The organism is Candidatus Rokuibacteriota bacterium, assembly GCA_030647435.1.
Classification (GTDB): domain Bacteria; phylum Methylomirabilota; class Methylomirabilia; order Rokubacteriales; family CSP1-6; genus AR37.
This window is the reverse complement of the sequence record JAUSJX010000155.1, coordinates 15,356-36,827: the sequence shown is the minus strand read 5'-3', so window position 1 is coordinate 36,827 and position 21,472 is coordinate 15,356. Positions and strand designations below refer to the sequence as shown.

Genomic DNA, 21,472 nt, shown 5'->3' with positions numbered 1-21,472 from the left:
TCTTGCAATCACACATTGCCCGCCAGACCCAGCCGCGGCGAACGAGCAGCTGCGGGGCCCTCATGTCGGATTGCAAGACCTGACCCCGATCTCGCTCAGTCGCCCGGCTGCATGAAGGCATAGCGGAAGTCGGTCGGCGGCACGAAGGTCTCCTTGATCGTGCGCGGGCTCACCCAGCGCAGCAGGTTCAGCGCGCTGCCCGCTTTGTCGTTGGTTCCCGACGCCCGGTCGCCGCCGAAGGGCTGCTGGCCGACCACGGCCCCCGTCGGCTTGTCGTTGATGTAGAAGTTCCCGGCCGCATGGCGAAGCGCCGCGGCGATCGTGGCGATGGCCCCGCGGTCGCGGGCGAAGACGGCGCCCGTCAGGCCGTACTGCGAGCCCTGGTCGCAGATCCGGAGGGTCTCGTCCATCTCCTGATCCTTGTACACATAGACCGTCAGCACGGGGCCGAAGATCTCTTCCCGCATGAGTCTCAAGTCGGGCCGCTTCGCCAGCACCAGCGTGGGTTCGATGAAGTAGCCCTTGGCGTCGTCGCAGGCGCCGCCCACGAGGATCTCGGCATCCGGTGAGTTCCGCGCGAAGTCGATGTATCCCCTGATCTTGGCGAAGGCGGCCCGGTCGATCACCGCTCCCATGAAGTTGCCGAAGTCGGCCACATCCCCCACGCGGATCTCCGCGATCTGCTCGCTCAGCGCCTTCTCCAGGGCAGGCCACAGCGAGACCGGAACGAAGGCCCGCGAGGCCGCCGAGCACTTCTGCCCCTGGAACTCGAACGCCCCACGGACGAGCGCCGTCGCGAGCGCCGGCACCTCGGCCGAGGGATGGGCGAAGACGAAGTCCTTGCCACCGGTCTCGCCGACGATCCGTGGGTAGGCCTTATAGCGGCGGATGTTCCTCCCAGCTGTCTCCCAAATCCCTTGGAAGGTCGCCGTCGAGCCTGTGAAGTGGACGCCGGCCAGGTCCGGGGAGGCGAGCACCGGGTCGCCCACGTCGGCCCCCATGCCGGGCAACATGTTGACGACCCCGGGCGGCAGCCCGGCCGTCTCCAGCACCTCCATGATGAAGTGCGCGGCGTACATGGCCGACGCCGCCGGCTTCCAGAGCACCGTGTTGCCCATGATCGCCGGGGCCGTCGGGAGGTTGCCGGCGATAGAGGTGAAGTTGAACGGCGTGATCGCGAAGACGAACCCCTCGAGTGGCCGGTAGTCCACGTAGTTCCAGCAGCCGGGCGAGGACCGGGGCTGCTGCCGGTAGATCTCCTCGGCGTAGGCCACGTTGAAGCGCCAGAAGTCGATCAGCTCGCACGCCGAGTCGATCTCGGCCTGGTGCGCCGTCTTCGACTGCCCGAGCATGGTCGCCGCGTTGAGCACCATCCGGTAGGGGCCGGCCAGCAGGTCTGCCGCCTTGAGGAAGACGGCCGCCCTGTGCTCCCACGGGATGCGCGACCATGTCCGGTGGGCCTCGAGCGCGGCGCCGATGGCCTGCTCGACCTCCTTGGGCCCGGCCTTGTGCCAGACGGCCAGCACGTGGCGGTGGTTGTGCGGCGTCACGGCCTCGGCCGTGACGCCCGTCTGGACCGTGCGGCCGCCGATGCGCGGGGCGATCTCGATGACCTCCTTCGACATCTTGTCCATCTGGGCGCGGAGCGCCCGGCGCTCGGGGCTGCCGGGGGCGTAGGCGAGGATGGGCTCGTTCCGTGGATCGGGCACGCTGAAGATTCCGTTGCTCATGGACGTGTCCTCCTGAGACGTCTTCCGACGGACTTGACCAGCAATCGCGGCACGAAGATCGCCGCGTCGACCACGACCAGCGGCCAAAAACCCTAACCGTGGGGCCTGCCTTGTCACAGCCCTGCGAGCTTCCTGGGCAGGTCGGAGCGCGGCCAGACGCGACTCCCCCCAGGAGCTGATGCATAGCGCGAGCCATACCGCTCGATTCCAAAAAGGCTTGACCCCCCTCCGATTCCGCTCCTCCGCCAGCGGCAAAGGCTTGAGGCGATTGGGGCGCAGGCTCCGCAATGAGGCAGCTTCGCCGCAGCGGCTCTCGCGCTCAGCCGCCGGCAAGGCGGGCCGGGCCTGTCCGATCCGCTCGATTACTCTGCCTTGTCTCGCGCTGCTCCACGCTCGGCTGCATGGCATGCGGCTTGCGGACGACAAGCTTTGTTGGAGTCAGCCATGAGACTCAGCGTCACCCAACTCGACCTGCGTGGAAAGCGCGTCTTCCTCCACGCCGAGTGCGCCGGGCTCACCGTGTCAGGCGTCGGCGATACCGTCGCGGCGCTGTAAAAGGAGGATCTGACCATGGCGAAGAGAATTCTGGTGCCGCTCGATGAATCGCCCGTGGCGGAGGTCGTCGTGCCGCTCGTGGCCGACATCGCTCGCGGAAGCGGGGCCACCGTGCGGCTGCTCCAGGTGGCGCCCGTGCCCCAGAATCGCGTGAGCGAGCAAGGCCGAATGCTGGCGTACGCTGACGAGGAGATGGCGCGCCTGGAAGCGGAAGGGCTCGACTATCTGCGGACGGTCGAGATGCAGTTCGATGGCGCCGCGGACGTCGAGTGTGTGGTGCGCTTCGGCGATCCGGCCGCCGAGATCCTCCTGGAAGCCGACGCGTTCGGGGCCGATCTGATCGCCGTCACGACGGAGAGACGGAGCGCGGTCGGACGCACCGTGCTCGGCAGCGTCGCCGAGCAGGTGGTCAGGAAGGCCGATGCGCAGCTCATGCTGATCCGGCCGGGCCGCCACGGGCTCTGATCACCCACGGCCCACTGCGTGATGGCTGACGCGTCGCTGGCCATCTCCCCCTTCCTGGGCGGCGATCCTGTGTGTCTCGGCCCCGAGATCGCCTCGCCCGGCGACGTCCTCTTGCGGCTCGACCTTCTGCCGGTGGAGGGGCCAGGCTGCCTTCTCATCGCTCCGGGTGTCGCCCTGATCCACTCGCTCACCCGCGATGCCGGGAGCGTGACGCTCCGCTGGGTGAACCTCGCCCACCGACCGCGGCTCACGGCCGGCCTGCCGCCCGTGGAAGCGGCCGTGGTCCTCATCGCGGCCGTCGGTGACAGCGCCCGCGCCCTCCGTCTGGTCGGCCGGCTCATGGCTTGCCTGGCCGAGCCGGGGATCGCGGATCGCGCCCGCGCGGCCACGACACGCGAGGCGCTGGTCGAGGCGCTGTCGCCCGCCGAGCGCTCTGCCGGCGAGGTGTCGTTGGGCACCGCCGAGCTGCTCAGCCTGCTCGGCTCGAGGCTTACCGGGCTCAGCGCGGCCGAGGCCGCCAGGCGGCGCCTCGCATGCGGCCCGAATCGGCTCGAGCGCCTGCGGCGCCGGCCGCTCCTCATGCACCTCCTCGAGCAGTTCTGGAGTTTCTTCGCCGTGCTCCTCTGGGTCGCCGGGGTCTTCGCCGTGCTGGCCGGAATGGCCGAGCTGGGCTGGGCAATCTTCGCCGTGATCGTCGTCAACGGTGTCTTCGGTTTCTTGCAGGAATACCGCGCCGAACGAGCCGTTGAAGCGCTACAGGAAATGCTTCCCGCGGCGATCACCGCGCTCCGCTCGGGTCAGGCGCTGCGCCTCGCCGCCGCCGAGCTCGTGCCCGGCGACGTCGTCGAGGTCGGCGAGGGTGACCAGGTGCCGGCCGACGGCCAGCTCCTCTCGGCGGCGGGACTGAGGGTCGATCAGAGCGCGCTCACCGGCGAGTCGCATCCGGTGTTCAAGCTCCCGGCGGTCGGAAACAACCGGGCCAGCGTGCCTGTCCGGGAGCGGCCGGAGCTGGTCTTCGCGGGAACCGCGGTGGTCGCCGGCGCTGGCCGCTTCGTCGTGCGCGCCACCGGCATGCAGACGGAGATCGGCGTCATCGCCGAGCTCACCCAGTCGGTGCCCGAGGCGCCGAGCCCGCTCCAGCGCGAGATGGCGCGGGTCACCCGGCTCGTCTCCTTCCTCTCCGCCGCTCTCGGCACAGGATTCTTCGCCCTCGGCGTGTCGACGGGCGTCCTCCCCATAGGGGAGGGATTCCTCTTCGCTCTCGGCGTCATCGTCGCCAATGTCCCGGAGGGCTTGCTGCCGACGCTCACGCTCGCGCTGGCGCTCGGCGTCCAGCGCATGGTCCGCCAGAAGAGCCTCGTGAAGCGGCTCTCGGCGGTGGAGACTCTCGGGGCCATCACGGTCATCTGCACGGACAAGACCGGCACGCTCACCCAGAACCGCATGGCCGCCCGGTGCGTGTGGATCGAGGGACGCACCCTCACGACCGATGCCCTGGATGGCGAGAGCGCGCCCGATCTCCGCGAGCTCTTCGAGGCGGCAGCGCTCGCCTCGCAGGCCACGCCGGAGCGCGGCGATCCTACCGAAGTGGCGCTGGTGGCCGCCGGCGCTCGACTCGGCGTGGATCCCGACAAGCTCAGGCAAGCCCATGAGCTCCTCGCCCCGTACCCGTTCGACTCCTTTCGCAAGCGGATGACCCTCGTGCGCGCGACGGACCGAGGCGCCACCGCGTATGTCAAGGGAGCGCCGAAGGAGACGCTGGCCCTCTGCGACACGATCCGCTGGGAGGGCCGGACGGTGCCGCTGAGCGACCACGTCCGCCGAAGCGTCCTCGCGGATCATGACCGGCTGGCCGCTGAGGGCCTGCGCATCCTCGCCGTCGCCCGGCGTCCCCTCGCCGATGGTCTCGTGGGCGCCGGGGCCTCGGCGGTGGAGCGGCAGCTCACCCTCCTCGGCCTGGTCGCGCTCTGGGATCCGCCGCGACCCGAGGTGAAGGACGCGGTGGCGCTTTGCCGGCGGGCGGGGATCCGGGTGATGATGATCACCGGCGACTACGGGTTGACCGCCAAGGCCATCGCCGCGCAGATCGGCCTGCCCGTCAACAAGGTGATCAGCGGAGAGGAGCTCGACCGGCTGCCGCCGGACGCGCTCCGGCAGCTCCTGGGCGAGCCGGGCGTCCTCTTCGCGCGCACCTCGCCGGCCCACAAGCTCGCGATCGTCTCGGCGCTGCGCGCGTCGGGCGAGGTGGTGGCGGTCACCGGGGACGGCGTCAACGATGCGCCCGCGCTCAAGGCCGCCGACATCGGCGTGGCCATGGGCAAGCGGGGCAGCGAGGTCGCGAAGGAAGCGGCGGTGATGGTGATCACCGACGACAACTTCGCCTCCATCGTGGCGGCGGTGCGCCAGGGGCGGGCGATCTACGCGAACATGGGGAAGTTCGTGACCTACATCTTCGCGTCGAACGTGCCCGAGCTGGTGCCCTTCCTCGCCCTCGTGTTCTTCCGCATCCCGCTGGCGCTCACCGTGATGCAGATCCTCGCCGTGGACCTCGGGACCGATCTGCTCCCCGCCCTCGCGCTCGGCGCCGAGCCGCCAGAGAAGGACGTGATGGACAGGCCGCCGCGTCCTCGCGATGCGCGGCTGCTCGGGGGACGCCGGCTCCTGCGCGCCTACGCCTTCCTCGGCGCCGCCGAGGCGGCCCTGGCGCTCTCCGCCTTCTTCTGGACGTACTGGCTGGCGGGCTGGCGACCGGGCCTGCCCATGGCGGCCACGGGTCCGCTCTACCGCCGCGCCACCACGATGACCTTCGCAGCCATCGTCGCCGCCCAGGTGGGGAATATCTTCGCTTGCCGCACGGACCGCGAGTCCGTCTTCCGCGCCGGTCTGTTCAGCAATCCGCATGTCTGGCTGGGGATCGCGGCCGAACTGGCCCTCCTGCTCGCCCTCGTGCTCGTCCCTCCCCTTCGCGACATCTTCGGCCTGGCGCCGCTCGCGTTCGCCGAGTGGTCCGTCCTGCTCGCCCTCCCGCCCGCCATGCTCACACTCGAGGAGGGACGGAAGTGGCTGGTGCGAAAGAGGCACGGGGCGTGAACCGAGCGTCGCCCCGACGCCCAGCCGGAGAGCGCCAGGCCCCCACCACAGGCGGATGACCCGGTGTGCTCGCCGTCCTTCAGGACGTGCCCGCCGTTGACGAAAGCGAAAGGGTCTTCTCTTCTACTTGAGGCCGAACAACGCGGGGAGGAACGTCGAGAGGCCCGGCCACTGGGTAACGATGAACAACGAGAGCAGCATAGCCAGCACGAATGGCCAGACGGCCCGGGAAATCTCGTCGAAGGACAGCTTGGCGATGTTGGCGGCCACGTAGAGGTTCACCGCCACGGGCGGCGTCACCTGGCCGATGGCGATATTCACGGTGAGCATCACGCCGATCCAGACGGGATTCCAGCCAAAGGCCGCCATGATCGGCATGATGATGGGCACGAAGATGTAGTAGATCGAGACGGCGTCCAGGATGTAGCCCGCCAGGAACACCAGGAGGTTGATCGTCCAGAGCACGACCCAGGGGGTCTTCGACAGCCCCAGCAGGGCCTGGGTGATCTGGTCGATGACACCCATGGTGGAGCCGGCCCAGGCGTAGAGTCCCGCGAAGCCCACGATCAGCATGACCACCGCCGAGGACACCACCGTGTCCCGGATGATGCCCCACAGCGATACCAGACTGAGCGAGCGGTAGACGACGATGCCCACGAAGAGCCCGTAGAAGACGGCCACCACCGCGGCCTCGGTGGGGGTGAAGACGCCGCCGTAGATGCCGCCCAGGATGATCACGGGCGCCAGCAGTCCCCAGACGGAGTCGCGCAGCGCGCGCAGGATCTCCGCGCGGGTGCCGTAGCGGTCGCCCCGCCAGCCGTGACGGCGCGAGATCACGTAGGCCGGTATCGCCAGGCAGGCGCCGACGACCAGGCCCGGGATGACGCCCGCGGCGAACAGCGCCGGGATGGACGTATTGGTGATGACGCCGTAGATGATGAAGGCGATGGAGGGCGGAATGATGATGGCGATGGAGCCGCCGGAAGCGACCAGCGCCGAGGCGAAGGGTTTCGCGTACCCTCGCGCCGCCATGGCCGGGATCAGAATGGTTCCCAGCGCCGCCGTGTCCGCCGGCCCCGAGCCCGAGATGCCGGCGAAGAACACGCAGCAGACGATGGCCACCAACGCCAGCCCGCCGTGGACCGGACCGATGAGGAGGCTCGCAAGACGGACGAGTCGCTCCGAAATCCCCACGCGCTCGAGGATGAGCCCCGCCATGATGAAGAACGGGATGGCCAGGAGCTGGAACTTGGCTAAGTTCGAATAGAAGGTCGGGCCGATGGCGGCCATGCCCAGGCTGAACTTCCAGATCAGAAACACGCCGGTCGCCCCGAGCCCCACGGCGATGGGCGCGCCGATCGCCAGCAGGAGAATGAAGAGGCCGAAGAACCAGACGACCCCGAGCCAGTCCATCAGGCGCGGGCGATCTCCGTCCGGAGCGCTTGCAGCACCCGGATGATGACGAGGAGCGCCCCGACGGGCAGCGCCGCCGTGTAGATCCACTCGGGGATGCCCAAGGCTTCCGACGTCGTGCCGAGCGCGATCTGGCTCTGGATCTGCCACCATCCCGCCCAGGTGAGCATGGCCATGGTGGCGACCGCCGTCACGCCGGTCAGGGCCGCCAGCCCCCGCCGGATGGGCCGCGGAAGCTGGTCGCGCAGGATGCCGAAGCCCAGATGGAGCGCTTCACGGAACGCGATGGCCGCACCCAGCATGGTGATCCAGACCAGGGCGGCGACTTCGATCTCCTCGGTGAAGGCGAAGGAATAGCGCGTGAGATAGCGGGCCAGGATGTTGAGAAAGGCCAGCACCGCCATCACGACGAGGAGGCCCCCGGCCAGGGCCTCCTCGAAGTGGTGGGCGAGGCGCCGCACTACTTGGTCTCCGCGATGATCCTCTCGGCCGACTTGACGAGGTCGGCGCCGACTTCCTGGACCCACTTGTCATAGACCGGCTTGGTCTTGGCTTTGAAGGGGGCCACCTCGGCCGGCGAGAGCATCACCACCTCCATGCCGTTCTTCTTCAGCATCTCGACAGCCTCGAGCGAGCCGTCGAGCCCGGCGCGCGCGCCGGCCTTCTGCGCCACCATCACTTCCACCGCCGTCTTCTTCACGATCTCGCGATCGGCGGGGCTGAGGCTGTCCCAGGTGATCTTCGACACGCCCAGGATCAGCGGGTCGATGGCGTAGCGCCAGAGCGTGATGTTCTTGTGCACGGTCCAGAGCTTGTAGGGCTGGATGACCGACACCACCGGGTTCTCCTGCCCGTCCACCGTGCCCGTCTGGAACGCGGTCAGGGCCTCGCCCCAGTTCATGTTCACCGGGTTGGCGCCCAGCGCGCGGAAGGTGTCGATGAAGATCGGAGAGCCGACGACCCGCACCTTCAAGCCTTCGAGGTCTTCGGGCTTGCGCACGGGCCGCTTGGAATTGGTGATCTCGCGGAAGCCGTTCTCGCCCCAGGCCAGCGGAATCACGCCCTTGGCCTCGATGAGCTTCCACAAATGCTGCCCCGGCCCACCGTTCTCCACGGCGTCGAGCGACTTGTAGGAGGGATACATGAAGGGCATGGCGAAGAGGTTGAGCTCCTTGACCTGGGGCGACCAGTTGATCGTCGAGCCCAGGGCGAAGTCGGCCACGCCCTGGTTGAGGAGCAGGAACTCGTTGGTCTGCTTGCCGGCGAAGAGCTGGCCGGCGAAGTAGTTCTTCACGTTGATCCGCCCCTGGGTCCGCTCCTTGAGCAGATCGGCGAACTTGATCGCCGCCTCGCCCCATGGCCCGGCAGGCCCCACCACCAGGCTGTTCTTGAACTCGGCTTTGTACTGGGCTGCCGCCGGGGCCGCCGCAGAGACCACGACGCACGCGAGCGCGAGGATCACGAGGAGGAGGCGCTTCATAAAGGTATCTCCTTGATTGGAAAGGTTGGGGAGGTGCGACACGTATAGCACGGGCTCGGAAAATGTGTCAACACGACGCCCCGGCGCAATCGCGATGGACGAGCTCGAGACACGGTTCGACAAGGGTGTCACGGACGGGCTGGCGGAGGACGCCGGCGTCACTCGCTGAAGGTCAGCTTGAATACGTCCCTACATCAGCGAGGGGAGCCAGGTGCTCAATCTGGGGAAGGCGATGATGATGGCGAGAGCCACACCCAGCATCAGGATGAACGGGACGGCGCCCGCGAAGATCTCCTCGACTTGCACCTCCTCTCCGATGGCCGATCTCATGGCGAAGACCACCATGCCGAATGGAGGGGTCAGGAGACCGATCTCGATCGCTACGATGGACACGATCGCAAACCAGAGCGGGTCAGTTGGGGATCGCGCCAAAGCTGGTGATCGTGTAATTGCTAGCCACCTCGTGGAGCTTGAAGGAATAGGTGGCGTCCGGGATCATGATCCACCCGTCATAGACCCCGGTCTGGAGGGAGGTGTAGGCTTCGTTCAAGTTGGACTGGACGGGCACCGCCTTCACCGCCTGCAGCCAGGGAATATTCGGTCCCGCTGCCGCGATCTTGCGGCCCCTCAACTGTTCGACCTTGGTCCAGGGGAAGGTCGTCACCAGGTTGTAGTTGGTGACCGCACCCGTCGCGATGTAGACTTGGTTGAACTTGTTCTCCAGGTTTGCCGGAAGCTGGGGAAAGGTATCGAAGACCTTACGGGCTGCCTTTCCCGCCAGCACCACGTTCTCGGTGCCAAAGGGAACGAAATATCCGAAGTTGTAGGCCAGCAGCTTCGATGGCTCGAAGGGCACGTGCACGTCGCCGATGTCCATGAGGCCGTTCTCCACGGCTTCCAGGACCTCGCCCAGCTTGGCGACTGAGCCGCCGTAGGCTTCGACCCATTCGATCTTGTGCCCGGTCTTCTGCTCGACTCGCTTCTTGACCTCGACCTGGAGAAAGGTCTGCATCGGAGCAACCCAGGACGCCGCAGGGACCGGGTGCCCCGCGCCGATGATCAACCGAAACGTCTCCGCCCGAGTCATTCCCGGGATCATCCACACTGCTGCGGCCGCCGCCAGTACCGCAATGATCTTGTTCATGGTCTCTCCCTCTGCCGTTGACTTCTCGTGGAGCGCAGCGCGTACACGATGACCCGTTGCGGGCGGTTTGGTCCCACCGGACACGCCGCCCACTATGCTCCGCCGCCGCTCGCCTTGACTACCCTCCGCCAACCGGCAACAGGAAATGGGCGCCACCGCGCCTCAGCGCGTCGTGAACCTTCTTCATGTCCACGCGGCGCGGCACCACGCCGTCCAGGGCGGCGCCCGCCGCCGCCGCGCCCGCGCACTCCCCGACCTGCATCATGATCGGCTGGCTCCGGGTCCACCCGTCGGCCTGAGCGTAGATAACATAAAACCCGTTCTCAGTCAGGGCCCGCCGCGCCCGAGGGTCTTCCCCCGGAGTCTGCCTTGTCACAGCGCGGATAAACCCGCTCCCACCTCGCGCCGATCCTGCCAGAGCGGGGATCCGAGATCAAATCGGGGTCTTGAATCACAGGGTGGGAGCCGTCCAGGGGACCATCAGGCACCGGCAGGGCAGACGTCCGCGGCTGCCCGGACCCCCGACACCGCCTAGACCGTCACGCCGGGAAGTGTCGGCTGCTCGGCTCCTGCCGCGGTCAGGGGCAACGGGGGCCGGGGATCCTGCGCGCACCGGGCAGCCCGAGATGGGCAAGGATCCGCTGAATCACGGCCGGGTCGTCGATCGTGGCGATCAGCTGCATCCGGCCGGCGCATCCAGCAAGGCCCACGTCCAGTAGCGGGCCTGGGTGCGCTCCCGCGCCCTGGCCCGAGGTTTCCCGATACGGCTCCCGGATCTGTCGCTGCGCCACTCTCCGCGCGGTGATGGGCGACGACCTCGGGCCGCCAGCGCGCGTGTGTGGTGCCAGCACGCCGTGATAGAGCGCCAGATTGATCTCAGGTCGCGGCGTCAAGGCCGCGAGCTTCTCGAGAAACTCCACCGGCTCGAAGAGGAAGTGCGTGGTCCCGTCGTGCCAGGCTGTGACACGGCCCCCAGGGCCGCCGCGTCCGAGAACAGGCTTTATGCTACTTACGCGCAGTAATGGAGCTAGTCGGGCGGCAGGCGCCGCCTCACCGTGGAGAAGCGCTGGTACGCCGTGTGGCGCGAGAGGCGGTCGTAGAGCGCGACCAGGCGTGGCTCGTCAGATGCGGGCTAATGCGGAGGCGGCTACTTGATGGCCCCGGCCGTGAGGCCGGAGACGTAGTAGTCGAGGAAGAAGACGTAGAGGATGACGATGGGCACGGAGCCCAGGATGGCGCCCGCCATCAGCTCGCCCCAGAAGTAGATGTCTCCCCGGATCAGCTCGCTCGTGACCCCCACGCTGGCGGTGATCTGGTCTGACGAGGAGGTGAAGGTCAGCGCGTAGATGAACTCATTCCACGACAGGGTGAAGGCGAAGAGCACCGCGCAGACGAGTCCCGGGACGGCGATGGGCAGCACGATGCGCCAAAGCGCCTGGATGCGCGTGGCCCCGTCGACCATGGCGCATTCCTCGACCTCCTTCGGGACGGTGCGGAAGTAGCCCATGAGGAGCCAGGTGCAGAACGGCACGAGGAACGTCGGGTACGTCAGCACGAGCGCCCACTTCGAATCGCCCAGCCCGAGCCAGTTCACGACCTGCGCCAGCGGCAGGAACAGGAGCGTCGTGGGCACGAGGTAGGTCACGAAGATGCCCGTGCCAAAGGTGCTCACGCCGAAGAACTTGAGCCGGGCCAGCGCATAGGCCGCGACGGTCCCGATGGCCACGGACGCGGTCGTGGCAAGCGCGGTCACGAGCAGGCTGTTCTTGGTCCAGGTGAGAAACTCGGTCTCCCAGATCAGCTTGCTGTAGTGCTCGAGGGTCGGCGCCTGGCGGATGATGAGCGGCACCGCGTGCCGGTCGTAGAGCTCCTTGTCCTGCTTCAGCGAGGTCAGAGCCATGTGGTAGAAGGGGAACAGCGCGAACACGAGGAAGGGCAGGAGCGCCAGATGCCGCATCGTCTTCCGGAGCAGAGGGCGCTTCGCCACCGCCATCAGTAGGCCTGCTTCCGCACGAACCGCAGCTGCGCCCAGACGACGAACACCAGCAGCGGGAAGAGGTACAGCGAGACCGCCGCGCCTTCGCCGATGCGCCCGGTGTCGATCCCCAGCACGCGCGAGAGCGTCGCGAAAAGGTGGGTTGAGTTGATGGGCCCGCCGCGGGTCAGTACGTAGACGATGTTGAAGTCGCTGAAGGTGAAGATGGTGGAGAAGAGCACGACGACGGCGAGCACCGGCTTGAGCAAGGGCAGTGTGATGTGCCAGAAGCGGGAGTTGGCGCCGGCACCGTCGGCCTCGGCCGCCTCGTAGAGCTCCTTCGGGATGGCCACGAGCGCGGCCAGGATGCAGAGGGCGAAGAAGGGCAGGCCGCGCCAGATGTTGACCGTGATCACCGCGGCCATGGCGTAGTACCTCTGGCCGAGCCAGTTGGGCCCCGGCGGGTCCATGACCCCCAGCGCGATGCCGGTCCAGTTGACCACACTGTAGAGCGAGTTGAACATCCACCACCAGCCCAGCGTCGACAGCGCGGTCGGGATGACCCAGGGCAGGAGCACCGCGCCGCGGATCATCCGCTTGAACCAGAGCTGCTCGTTGAGCAGGAGCGCCAGGACGATGCCCAGCACGACCTTGAAGACGACCGCGATGCCGGTGAACACGAAGGCATTCTGGAAAGTCTGGCGGAAGGCGTCGCTGTCCCACAGCTGCACGAAGTTCCTGATGCCGATGAACTCGCTCGGCCGGCCGATGAAGGCGTTGGAGAGGGAGAAATACACCGCCATCACGAATGGATAGGCGACCAGGAGCAGCAGCAGGAGCAGGGCCGGTGTCACGAACACCGGCCCCAGGATCCGCTCTCGATCGAGCCACACGCTCAGGCGCGCGGTTCCGCGCGGCCGCCCGCGCGGAACCAGAATCTCGTCGGCTCTGACGGCAGCCATGCTAGCCGATTACCATATTTGTTCGCCTCGTTGTTCTCGTGGTCGCCTCGCCTGCGGCTGCGGTTCCCCCAACGGGCTGCGGCTCACCCGGCAAGAATCTTCTTCATCTCGGTCTCGGCCCAGGCGATCGAGTCCTTCGTCGACGTGCCCGTCACCGCCTTGGCGATCATGTTGGGCAGCAAGTAGGTGTTGGTGATGAGCTGGACCTTGTCCGAAGGCGGCGCGGGCCAGCCGTAGGTGTGGTACTGGATCCCCTCGCCCTTGAGGGCGGCATACTTGGGGTCGGTCTTGAGCACCGGGTGGTCCTGGAGCTTGTCGTAGACGGGCAAGTTGAACGCGTCCCCGGACATGATGTACTCGTCGTAGACTTCACGCTTGCCGAGCAGGTAACGGATCCACTCCTTGGCCGGCTCGATGTTCTTGGAGAATTTCCAGATGGCGATGTGGCGCGGGACGTCGGTCTCGTGGCGACCGTGCGGGCCGGTGAGGCTCCGGTGGTGGTTCATTCCATCGGTCGTGACGAGCTTGCGGTTTCGCGCCACGATGTAGGCGCTGAGCGGATTGTGGACCCAGCCCGCCTTGCCCTGCTGGATCGACTCGTTGTTGCTGGAGTCCGACCACGAGAGCACTTCGGGCTCCATGCAGTCGCGGTACATCTTCTTGTACCACTCGATCGTCTGCACCGTGGCCGGCGAGTTGATGCGAACCGTCTTGCCGTCCTTGTCTACCTCCATGCCCCCGAAGGACCAGAGGACCGGGCTGGCAGTAGAAATGGAATCGTAGTTCTGGCTGATGGGGATGCCGACCGGGTTCCCCATCTTCTTGAGCTCCTTGCCGACGGTATAGAGCTCCTCCCAGGTGTCCGGCACCTTGAGGCTCGCCTTCTTGAAGAGGTCCTCCCGGTAGGTGGGGACGAACATGGTGTGATACTGGGGCACGGCGCGCCAGACGCCCTTCACATGGCCCCCCTCGTACGCGGAGGAGAGCGCCTTGCCGTACTTCTTCTCGAGCTCCGCCACGACGTCCGAGACATCGACCAGCTGGGGCTCGTAGAGCCACGGGAAATGCATCCGCATCTCGACGAGGTCGTGGCCGGCCTGGGTCTGCACCTCCGAGGCGTACTTGGACTGCTGCGGACCCATGTGCGAGACATGGTCGATCTTCAGCTTGACGCCCGTGTCCTTGGTGAAGCGCTGGCCGATCTCGGCCAGCTTCTTGTCGGACGCCGGGGCGAAGTTGTTCCAGCAGAGATAGGAAATCTCCCGCTGCTGGGCGCGCGCGGGCGGCACCCCAGCGGCAAGGATGCCGGCCAGGCCGGCGCCCGTAGCGGTCAGGAACTCGCGGCGGTTGACAGAACCCATAGGTTCCTCCTCCTCATGGTTGAAAGCCGTCGGAACAGGGACCCGGTCAGGAAATGGTGGGGGACTCTATGCCGGGGAGCGGGGGGCTGTCAAGACGCCCCGCGGCATTAGGCGTAGAGCCGGAAGACCCCGTAGGCGATCGTCCCAGCGATCAGCGCGAGGGCGATCAGCGTCAGTGCGGCCAGGGCGGCGCGGCTCACGAGGGCGCGACCACTCGCACCGGGATGACCACCGGGGGCCGCAATTTCTGGAGGCCCAGGCCCACCCCCAGCAGAACCAGGCCGCCACCGTCGGTCAGGACCCCCGGGTAGATGAGCAGGAGCGCAGCTCCGACGAAGAGCGCGCGCTCGACCCAGGTCGCCGGTCGGATGAAGTAGCCTTCTAGTCCGGCGGCAAGCGCCACCACGCCGATGGTCCCCGTGGCCACGGCTACCGCGATGCCGGTCCACGGCCCCTCGAAGAGCAGCGCCGGCGAGTACACGAAGAAAAACGGCACGATGAAGCCGGCCGCAGCGAACTTGACCGCCTGGAGCCCCGCGCCCCACAGACTGCCCTTGCTGATCGACGCCGCCGCGTAGACGGCGAGGGCGACGGGCGGGGTGACGGCCGACAGGCACGCGAAGTAGAACGCGAACATGTGGGCGGCCATGGGGGCGACCCCGAGCTTGATGACTGCGGGGATCAGGAGCGCGGCCAGCATGATGTAGGCGGGCGTGGTGGGCATCCCCATGCCGAGGGTGATGGCGGCCAGCATCGTGATCACGAGCGCGACGATCAGCGCCTCACCCGCCACCGCCACCAGGAAGCTCGTGAAGCGGATGGCCAGCCCGGTCTGGAGGATCACGCCGATGACGATGCCGGCGGAGGCCGTGGCCATGGCCACGGGCACGGTCTGTAGGGCGCCGTCCCGCAGCGCCTCCACCGCCCCCCGCAGCCCCACGCGGGTCTCCCGCCGCAGCCAGGACAGCGCCCAGACCACTGCCGTGGACATGATGGCCGCGTAGGTCGCCGTGTAGCCCTGCACCAGCAGGAAGAAGATGACCAGGAGCGGGAGGAAGAGGTGGCCCTGCCGCCACATGATCTGGCGGAGATCGGGCAGTTCCGCCTTGGGGATGCCCCGCAGGCCGCCGCGGATGGCGTTGAAGTGGATCGCGGCGAAGAGCGCGCCGTAGTAGAACAGTGCCGGGATGAGCGCCGCCAGCATCACGTGCGAGTACGGCACGCCCATGAACTCGGCCATGACGAAGGAGGCCGCGCCCATGATCGGCGGCATGATCTGGCCGCCCGTCGAGGCGACCGCTTCGATCGCCGCCGCCGCCTCGGGCTTGAACCCGGTCCGCTTCATCATCGGGATGGTCAGCCAGCCGTCGACCATCACGTTGGCCACGGCGGAGCCCGAGATGGTCCCGAAGAGGCTGGAGGACACGACCGAGACCTTCCCCGGCCCCCCGCGCTGGCCGCCGGCGATTGCGTTGGCGAAGTTCATGAAGAACTGGCCGGCGCCCGACTTCTCCAGGAAGGCGCCGAAGATGACGAAGAGAATGACGTAGGAGCCGGCGACGCCGAGGGCGATCCCGAAGATCCCCTCGGTCGTGAAGTAGGTCTGGTCGAGCAGGATCTCGAGCGAGAGCCCGCGGTGGCGCAGGCCGCCGGGGAACCAGGGACCGCCCAGGCCGTAGGCGATGAAGCAGAGGGCCACGATGGGCAGGGCGGCCCCGATGGCCCGCCGGGTCGCTTCGAGGACCAGCAGCGTGCCGAGCCCGGCGACCTCCATGTCGGCCGCGCTGAGGGAGTCGGCGGTGGGCATGCGCATCGTGATGTAGTCGTAGCGGACTAACAGGTAGCCGACGCTGGCCAGCGAGGCCGCGGCGAGCGCGAGGTCGGTCCACGGGATCCGGTCCCGCGTCGCGCCGCTCCGCCTCGGGAAGAGCAGGAAAGCCAGGACCAGGCTGAAGGCCAGCGTGATGATGCGGAGGACCAGGCTGTCGGGCGCCGCGGTCGTGAGGCGGGCGTAGACGTGGTAGACGGACATGACGACCGCCACCACGCCTACGACCAGCCCGCTGTAGCCGACGAGCTTGCGCACGGCCGCGACTACTTCAGGAGACCCGCCTCCTTGTAATACTTCTCCGCGCCCGGGTGATGGGGCAGACCGAAGTTCTGCGCCATGTCCTTGGCCGTCACGCCCTTCATCGCCGCGGCCACGTTGCCGAAGCTCTCCCGCCCTTCGACGATGGCCTTGGTGACCTTGTAGATCACGTCGGCCGGCGTCTTGGACGAGGCGATGAGGATCGTGGGGGCCTGGATGGTGACCACGTCCTCGTCGATCCCGTAGGCCGCGTACACCCCCTTCGGGACCACGTGCCGGACGAACCCGGAATTCAACTGGCGCATCTTGGCGATGACGTCCTCGGACACCGGCACCATGCGGAGCTTGCGCGACGAACCCAGGTCCAGGACGAAGCTGGCGGGCACCACGGTGTACCACCCCATGGCCACGGCCTGGCGGTTCTTGATGAGCTCGACGTTCTCCGAGATGGACCCGAAGCTCTTCGTGCCCAGATCGTCGAGCTTCATGCCGCTCACCTTGAGCAGCAGCTCCCAGCCCTCGGCCAGGCTGGTGTTACCCCGCGGGGGCAGCGCCACGGCCTTGCCCTTGAGATCGGCAAGCTTCCTGACGTCGGAGTCCTGGGGCACCACGAGCTGCCAGACGTTCGGGTAGTAGTTCGCTACAAGGAGAGGCTTGTCGGTCTGCTTGCCCTTCCAGGTGTTGGTGCCTGCCCGCGCGTCGGCCAGCACGGTCGTCATGGACCAGCCGAGGTCGGCCTTGTCGTTGCGGATCTTCTCCATGTTGACCAGGGCCGCGCCCGGCTCGACCTGCACGTCCAGCTCGGGGAACTTCCTCTTGATCACGTCGGCTGTGGCCGCGGCCATCGGGGTCCAGCTGCCGCCCGTGGGGCCGGCCGAGAAGACGAGGCTCGCCTTCTGCTGGGCGGCGGCGGGGGCCGCGATGCAGGCGCCCGCGAGGAGCGCCGCCGCTACCATCACCACACTGCGAGCGAGAAATGGTGTCATGTCCTGGACCTCCCCAAGGGTTTGATTTTCAGTGACCGAGCGGAATGATTCGACCCGCGGCGTCGAAGCCGAGCGGGCCCGCCTCGCCCACGACCTCGAGGTCGGGGCGCTTCTTGATGTCGGGGAGGTAGGCCTCGGAGCACTCGATCTCCCCGATCATGAGCGTGTTTTTGATCCGAATGACCCGCGCCTGCTCGGGCTTGGTCAGGCCGATGCAGTTGAGCGCGCTGTCCACGGCTTGGAGGTCCGAGTCGAACGTGAGCGGGAGCTTGGCGCCGTTGGGGGCGCAGGCCGTCAGGCAGTTGATGGCGGTCTTCTTCCAGTCGATCTTGTCCGCCAGCCGCCGCGTGGTGAAGTCCGCGTTGCCGATGCCGGTGGCGTTGCCGCCGCTGTCTTCCGTCAGATCGAGCGCGACGATCCAGAGGATCTTCGGGTCGTTCGGGAAAGGCTCGTGGGGGTTCGACGGGCGCCCGATGATGTTGGTGTCCATACCGGCGCCGGAGATATTCTTGCCGATCTCCTCCACCACGAGCACGTCGATCGGCGAGAACGGCAGCCGCGCCATCCACTCGCGGGCTTCCTTGAGCAGGCGCCGCTCGCCCGCCTCGAGGTCTTCGGCGTTGAAGGCCTCGACCTTGGCCGTCTCGTCGTAGCCGTTCTCGACGATGCCCAGACCGAAACCGATCCGCGCCTTGGCGAGCATTTCGCGCCCCACGGCGGTGATGACCGTCTCGTAGCCGTGGTTGACGTTGGCCCGATGGTACTGGGTCGCGCCGTGGTACTTGCCGAGCCCGATCGTCATCATCTTGAAGAGCCCCGACTCGATTGAGCCCTTGAAGTCCGTGTGCGGCTTGACGCGGTTGACGACGCCGATCCAATCGGCCTCGGAGGCGATCCTGTCGCACCAGACGGGCAGGCCGAGGGCCAGGCCGGCCTGGACGACGTCCATGCTGGCCCTGAGCGGGCAGCCCATGGTCGCCTCCGTGATGCCGTAGTGCGCCAGGATCTCGAGCTGCCCCTCCGCCGTGGCGCCGCCGTGGCTGCCCATGGCGGGGAAGACGAAAGGCTTCGCGCCGAGCCCCTTCAGATGGTCCACCACGGCCCGGACGATGACCGCGATGTTGGCGATGCCGCGGCTGCCGGCACCGACAGCCACGGTGTCTCCGCGCTTGACGGGCAGCCGGGCCTCGGCCATGGCAGTCCGCACCCCGGCGGGGATGTCGGCCAAGCGCTGGCGGTGGAAGGACTGCCTCACCCTGTACATCCTGGGCAGCGGCATGGCGGGATGATACCGGCGGCCCCGGACCCTGTCAACGTCCTTGACTTTGGCGGACTCTGCCCGTAAAACTGGGGCCCAATTGGACTGAATCTCTTGGCACAGAACCCCCTCTTGACGCGCATTTCTGGATCGATCCGCCGTGCCGCGGTGCCCTGCGCGCTCGCCCTCGCGGTGGGCCTGGGCGGCTGCGCGACGATCGAGGACATGTTCCGCCAGAAGCCCCAGGCGCTCCTGCCCGCCGGCGACCTCTACCAGGCGGGCGAGCAGGAGATGAACAAGAAAAACTACGTGGCGGCGCGGGCCAATTTCCAGAAGATCGTCGAGCGCCATCCGCAGTCGAACTACGCTGCGCGGGCGCGCTTCCTCATCGGCGAAACCTACTTTCGCGAGGGCACGTTCGACAAGGCGATCAAGGAGTTCGAGAGCTTCATGTCGTTCTACCCGCGCCACGAGATCTCCGACCTCGTCCAGTTCCGCCTGGCGATGAGCTACTACGACCAGATGAAGCCCGTCGAGCAGGACCAGGGCCTGACGGTCAGGGCGATGGAGCAGTTCAGGAAGCTGGTGCGCGAGTACCCCGACAGCCGCTACGCCTCCGATGCCCTGGCCAAGATCGACATCTGCCGCGGCCGCATCGCCCAGAAGGAGCTCTGGGTGGCGGCGTACTACCTCGAGAACGAGAACAACCCCGTCGCCGCGCGCCAGCGGCTCGAGGGCGTCCTCAAGGACTATCCGCGCAGCCTGATCGTCCCGGAGGCGCTCTACCGGCTGGCCGACATCAACGCGCGCGAGGGCCGGACCGAGGAGGCGCAGCAGATGTTCAGGAAGCTGGCCGACGAGTACGGCTACACCGAGTGGGGACGCCGGGCGAGCCAGCGGCTGCGGACGGCGGCCTCGAACTAGCCATGCACGACATCGTGGATCTCCGCTCCGACACGCTGACGCTGCCGACGCCGGCCATGCGCGAGGCCATGGCGCGCGCCGAGGTCGGCGACGACGTGTGGGAGGAGGACCCGACCGTCCAGCGCCTCGAGGAGATGGCCGCTCGCCTCACCGGCAAGGAGGCGGCGCTCTTCGTCTCTTCCGGCACCCAGGGCAACCTGGTCTCCGTGCTCGCGCAGACGCGCCACGGCCAGGAGATCGTCCTCGACCGCGCTTCGCACATCTTCAACTACGAGGGAGCGAGCGCCGCAGTGTTCGGCGGCGTGCAGACCCTGCCGATCGCGACCGAGCGAGGCTTCCTCACCGCCGTCCAGGTCCGCGACAGCGTGCGGCCGAGCAACATCCATATCCCGGCGACCGGGCTCGTCTGCCTCGAGAACACGCACAACCGTCACGGCGGCACCTGCTGCACGCCCGAGGAGATCGCCGACGTCGCGGCGGCGGCGCGTGCCCACGGTGTCCCGGTGCATCTCGACGGCGCGCGCATCTTCAACGCCGCGGTGGCGCTCGGCCGGCCGGTCGCCGACTTCGCGCGGCCCGTCGACTCGATCACCTTCTGCCTGTCCAAGGGCCTGGCGGCGCCGGTCGGCTCTCTCGTCTGCGGCTCGCGCGAGTTCGTGACGCGCGCGCGCCGTGTGAGGAAGATGCTGGGCGGCGGGATGCGCCAGGTGGGCGTGCTCGCCGCGGCCGGATTAGTCGCGCTCGAGAGCATGGTGGACCGGCTCGCTGAGGACCACGCCAACGCGAGAGCGCTGGCAGGCGGCCTCGCCCGGATGCCGCGGGTGCGGCTCGACCCCGGCAAGGTTCAGACCAACATCGTCATCTTCCAGGTGGACCGAGAGGGCGGGTCGGCCGAGCTCGCCGCCGGCTGCCTGGCCCGCAAGGTCAAGATCCACCAGATCGGGCCCGGCGCCATCCGATGCGTGACCCACAAGGACGTGGACCGGGAGGACATCGACCGCGCCCTCGACGCGTTCCGCGAGATCACGAAGCCCTGGTAACGGGAGCCCACACGATATGGCCGAGCGCCTGCTGGACGTCAAGAACCTCAAGACGTACTTCTTCACCGACGAGGGCATCGTCCGCGCCGTGGACGGCGTGGACCTGTACATCGAGAAGGGAGAGACCCTCGGGGTCGTGGGCGAGTCCGGCTGCGGAAAGTCCGTGACCGCGCTCAGCATCATGAAGCTGATCCCGTCGCCCCCGGGCAAGATCATCGAGGGCGAGATCCTCTACAACGGCACGAACCTCGTGGACCTGCCCGCCCGCCAGATGCGGAAGATCCGCGGCAAAGAAATCTCGATGATCTTCCAGGAGCCCATGACGTCCCTCAATCCCGTGTTCACCTGCGGCGAGCAGATCGCCGAGGCCTTGAGGCTCCACGAGGGGCTGGGCAGGCGGGCGGCCATGGACAAGACGGTCGAGATGCTGAAGCTCGTGCACATCCCCAACGCCGAGCGCCGCGTGAAGGAATACCCGCACCAGCTCTCGGGCGGCATGCGCCAGCGCATCATGATCGCCATGGCGCTCTCGTGCAACCCCAAGCTCCTCATCGCCGACGAGCCCACGACGGCGCTGGACGTCACGATCCAGGCTCAAATCCTCGAGCTACTGAACGAGCTCAAGAGCAAGCTCAAGATGGCGGTCATGCTGATCACCCACGACATGGGCGTCATCGCCGAGACCGCCCAGCGCGTCGTGGTCATGTACGCGGCCAAGGTGGCCGAGGAGGCCTCGGTCGCGGACCTCTTCAAGGAGCCGCTGCACCCCTACACGCAGGGGCTGCTCCGCTCCATCCCGCGGATCGACCTGGCCGCGACGGAGCGGCGCCGGCTGGAGACGATTCCGGGGACGGTGCCCACGCTCCGAGGTGAGATCGCCCCGGGCTGCCGCTTCGCGCCGCGCTGCCCCTTCGTGAAGTCGGTGTGCACCGAGAAGGATCCCGTCATCAAGGAAGTGAAGCCCGGGCACAAGGTCGCCTGCTGGCTTTACTAGAGGGAA

The 21,472-nt window shown here is 67.5% G+C and carries 18 protein-coding genes; 5 read left to right on the top strand and 13 right to left on the bottom strand.

Features of this window, described 5'->3' with window-relative positions; translation table 11 throughout:
- Positions 1 to 95: 95 nt before the first annotated feature.
- Positions 96 to 1,730, bottom strand: a complete 1,635-nt coding sequence (pruA, locus tag Q7W02_26845; GenBank protein MDO8479750.1) for an L-glutamate gamma-semialdehyde dehydrogenase — start codon at positions 1,728 to 1,730, stop codon at positions 96 to 98.
- 570 nt (positions 1,731 to 2,300) lie between these two features.
- Between pruA and Q7W02_26840 the strand changes: the two genes are divergently transcribed.
- Positions 2,301 to 2,750, top strand: a complete 450-nt coding sequence (locus Q7W02_26840; GenBank protein ID MDO8479749.1) for a universal stress protein — start codon at positions 2,301 to 2,303, stop codon at positions 2,748 to 2,750.
- A 21-nt stretch (positions 2,751 to 2,771) separates the two neighbouring features.
- Positions 2,772 to 5,840 carry a cation-transporting P-type ATPase gene (locus Q7W02_26835; protein ID MDO8479748.1) on the top strand — a complete coding sequence of 1,023 codons (3,069 nt, stop codon included), beginning with the start codon at positions 2,772 to 2,774 and terminating at the stop codon, positions 5,838 to 5,840.
- Positions 5,841 to 5,963: 123 nt separating this feature from the next.
- Here the strand turns inward: Q7W02_26835 and Q7W02_26830 are convergent, their stop codons facing one another.
- The 12 genes from Q7W02_26830 to Q7W02_26775 form a co-directional block, all read right to left on the bottom strand.
- Positions 5,964 to 7,253, bottom strand: a complete 1,290-nt coding sequence (locus Q7W02_26830) for a TRAP transporter large permease (protein ID MDO8479747.1) — start codon at positions 7,251 to 7,253, stop codon at positions 5,964 to 5,966.
- Positions 7,253 to 7,714 (bottom strand): TRAP transporter small permease, encoded by a 462-nt coding sequence (locus tag Q7W02_26825; GenBank protein MDO8479746.1) that lies wholly within the window; start codon positions 7,712 to 7,714, stop codon positions 7,253 to 7,255. Before Q7W02_26825 ends, Q7W02_26830 begins: the two co-directional genes overlap by 1 nt.
- Complete coding sequence (locus Q7W02_26820; GenBank protein MDO8479745.1) at positions 7,714 to 8,733, bottom strand: DctP family TRAP transporter solute-binding subunit; 1,020 nt, start codon at positions 8,731 to 8,733, stop codon at positions 7,714 to 7,716. The genes Q7W02_26825 and Q7W02_26820 overlap by 1 nt, the downstream gene beginning before the upstream one ends.
- Before the next feature lie 189 nt (positions 8,734 to 8,922).
- Entirely contained in the window at positions 8,923 to 9,126 is a 204-nt protein-coding gene (locus tag Q7W02_26815) for a TRAP transporter large permease subunit (GenBank protein MDO8479744.1), read from the bottom strand.
- 19 nt (positions 9,127 to 9,145) lie between these two features.
- The gene (locus Q7W02_26810) at positions 9,146 to 9,877 is read right to left on the bottom strand and encodes a hypothetical protein (protein ID MDO8479743.1); all 732 of its coding nucleotides are present in this window, start codon (positions 9,875 to 9,877) and stop codon (positions 9,146 to 9,148) included.
- A gap of 118 nt (positions 9,878 to 9,995) precedes the next feature.
- Positions 9,996 to 10,142, bottom strand: a complete 147-nt coding sequence (locus tag Q7W02_26805; protein ID MDO8479742.1) for a hypothetical protein — start codon at positions 10,140 to 10,142, stop codon at positions 9,996 to 9,998.
- Positions 10,143 to 11,024: 882 nt separating this feature from the next.
- Positions 11,025 to 11,870 carry a carbohydrate ABC transporter permease gene (locus Q7W02_26800; GenBank protein ID MDO8479741.1) on the bottom strand — a complete coding sequence of 282 codons (846 nt, stop codon included), beginning with the start codon at positions 11,868 to 11,870 and terminating at the stop codon, positions 11,025 to 11,027.
- Entirely contained in the window at positions 11,870 to 12,814 is a 945-nt protein-coding gene (locus Q7W02_26795; protein ID MDO8479740.1) for a sugar ABC transporter permease, read from the bottom strand. Before Q7W02_26795 ends, Q7W02_26800 begins: the two co-directional genes overlap by 1 nt.
- A gap of 83 nt (positions 12,815 to 12,897) precedes the next feature.
- The gene (locus Q7W02_26790) at positions 12,898 to 14,175 is read right to left on the bottom strand and encodes an extracellular solute-binding protein (GenBank protein ID MDO8479739.1); all 1,278 of its coding nucleotides are present in this window, start codon (positions 14,173 to 14,175) and stop codon (positions 12,898 to 12,900) included.
- 196 nt (positions 14,176 to 14,371) lie between these two features.
- Positions 14,372 to 16,261 (bottom strand): TRAP transporter permease, encoded by a 1,890-nt coding sequence (locus Q7W02_26785; GenBank protein ID MDO8479738.1) that lies wholly within the window; start codon positions 16,259 to 16,261, stop codon positions 14,372 to 14,374.
- An 8-nt stretch (positions 16,262 to 16,269) separates the two neighbouring features.
- Positions 16,270 to 17,250, bottom strand: coding sequence for a TAXI family TRAP transporter solute-binding subunit (locus tag Q7W02_26780; protein ID MDO8479737.1), 981 nt, complete (start codon positions 17,248 to 17,250; stop codon positions 16,270 to 16,272).
- Positions 17,251 to 17,278: 28 nt separating this feature from the next.
- A complete protein-coding gene (locus tag Q7W02_26775; protein ID MDO8479736.1) occupies positions 17,279 to 18,514 on the bottom strand; it encodes a [Fe-S]-binding protein in 1,236 nt (411 codons plus the stop codon).
- Positions 18,515 to 18,640: 126 nt separating this feature from the next.
- Between Q7W02_26775 and Q7W02_26770 the strand changes: the two genes are divergently transcribed.
- Genes Q7W02_26770 through Q7W02_26760 form a run of 3 tightly spaced genes read left to right on the top strand, consistent with a single transcriptional unit; the run spans position 18,641 to position 21,466 of the window.
- Positions 18,641 to 19,432 carry an outer membrane protein assembly factor BamD gene (locus tag Q7W02_26770; protein MDO8479735.1) on the top strand — a complete coding sequence of 264 codons (792 nt, stop codon included), beginning with the start codon at positions 18,641 to 18,643 and terminating at the stop codon, positions 19,430 to 19,432.
- 2 nt (positions 19,433 to 19,434) lie between these two features.
- Positions 19,435 to 20,472 (top strand): low-specificity L-threonine aldolase, encoded by a 1,038-nt coding sequence (ltaE, locus tag Q7W02_26765; GenBank protein MDO8479734.1) that lies wholly within the window; start codon positions 19,435 to 19,437, stop codon positions 20,470 to 20,472.
- Between the two features lie 16 nt (positions 20,473 to 20,488).
- Entirely contained in the window at positions 20,489 to 21,466 is a 978-nt protein-coding gene (locus Q7W02_26760) for an ABC transporter ATP-binding protein (protein MDO8479733.1), read from the top strand.
- The last annotated feature ends 6 nt before the right edge of the window (positions 21,467 to 21,472 follow it).

What these genes read in the sequence shown, in the direction of transcription:
- pruA (MDO8479750.1), bottom strand. Translation starts at nt 1,730, where the DNA reads ATGAGCAACGGAATCTTCAGCGTGCCCGATCCACGGAACGAGCCCATC.
- Q7W02_26840 (MDO8479749.1), top strand. Translation starts at nt 2,301, where the DNA reads ATGGCGAAGAGAATTCTGGTGCCGCTCGATGAATCGCCCGTGGCGGAG.
- Q7W02_26835 (MDO8479748.1), top strand. Translation starts at nt 2,772, where the DNA reads ATGGCTGACGCGTCGCTGGCCATCTCCCCCTTCCTGGGCGGCGATCCT.
- Q7W02_26830 (MDO8479747.1), bottom strand. Translation starts at nt 7,253, where the DNA reads ATGGACTGGCTCGGGGTCGTCTGGTTCTTCGGCCTCTTCATTCTCCTG.
- Q7W02_26820 (MDO8479745.1), bottom strand. Translation starts at nt 8,733, where the DNA reads ATGAAGCGCCTCCTCCTCGTGATCCTCGCGCTCGCGTGCGTCGTGGTC.
- Q7W02_26810 (MDO8479743.1), bottom strand. Translation starts at nt 9,877, where the DNA reads ATGAACAAGATCATTGCGGTACTGGCGGCGGCCGCAGCAGTGTGGATG.
- Q7W02_26805 (MDO8479742.1), bottom strand. Translation starts at nt 10,142, where the DNA reads ATGATGCAGGTCGGGGAGTGCGCGGGCGCGGCGGCGGCGGGCGCCGCC.
- Q7W02_26800 (MDO8479741.1), bottom strand. Translation starts at nt 11,870, where the DNA reads ATGGCGGTGGCGAAGCGCCCTCTGCTCCGGAAGACGATGCGGCATCTG.
- Q7W02_26795 (MDO8479740.1), bottom strand. Translation starts at nt 12,814, where the DNA reads ATGGCTGCCGTCAGAGCCGACGAGATTCTGGTTCCGCGCGGGCGGCCG.
- Q7W02_26790 (MDO8479739.1), bottom strand. Translation starts at nt 14,175, where the DNA reads ATGGGTTCTGTCAACCGCCGCGAGTTCCTGACCGCTACGGGCGCCGGC.
- Q7W02_26780 (MDO8479737.1), bottom strand. Translation starts at nt 17,250, where the DNA reads ATGACACCATTTCTCGCTCGCAGTGTGGTGATGGTAGCGGCGGCGCTC.
- Q7W02_26775 (MDO8479736.1), bottom strand. Translation starts at nt 18,514, where the DNA reads ATGTACAGGGTGAGGCAGTCCTTCCACCGCCAGCGCTTGGCCGACATC.
- ltaE (MDO8479734.1), top strand. Translation starts at nt 19,435, where the DNA reads ATGCACGACATCGTGGATCTCCGCTCCGACACGCTGACGCTGCCGACG.
- Q7W02_26760 (MDO8479733.1), top strand. Translation starts at nt 20,489, where the DNA reads ATGGCCGAGCGCCTGCTGGACGTCAAGAACCTCAAGACGTACTTCTTC.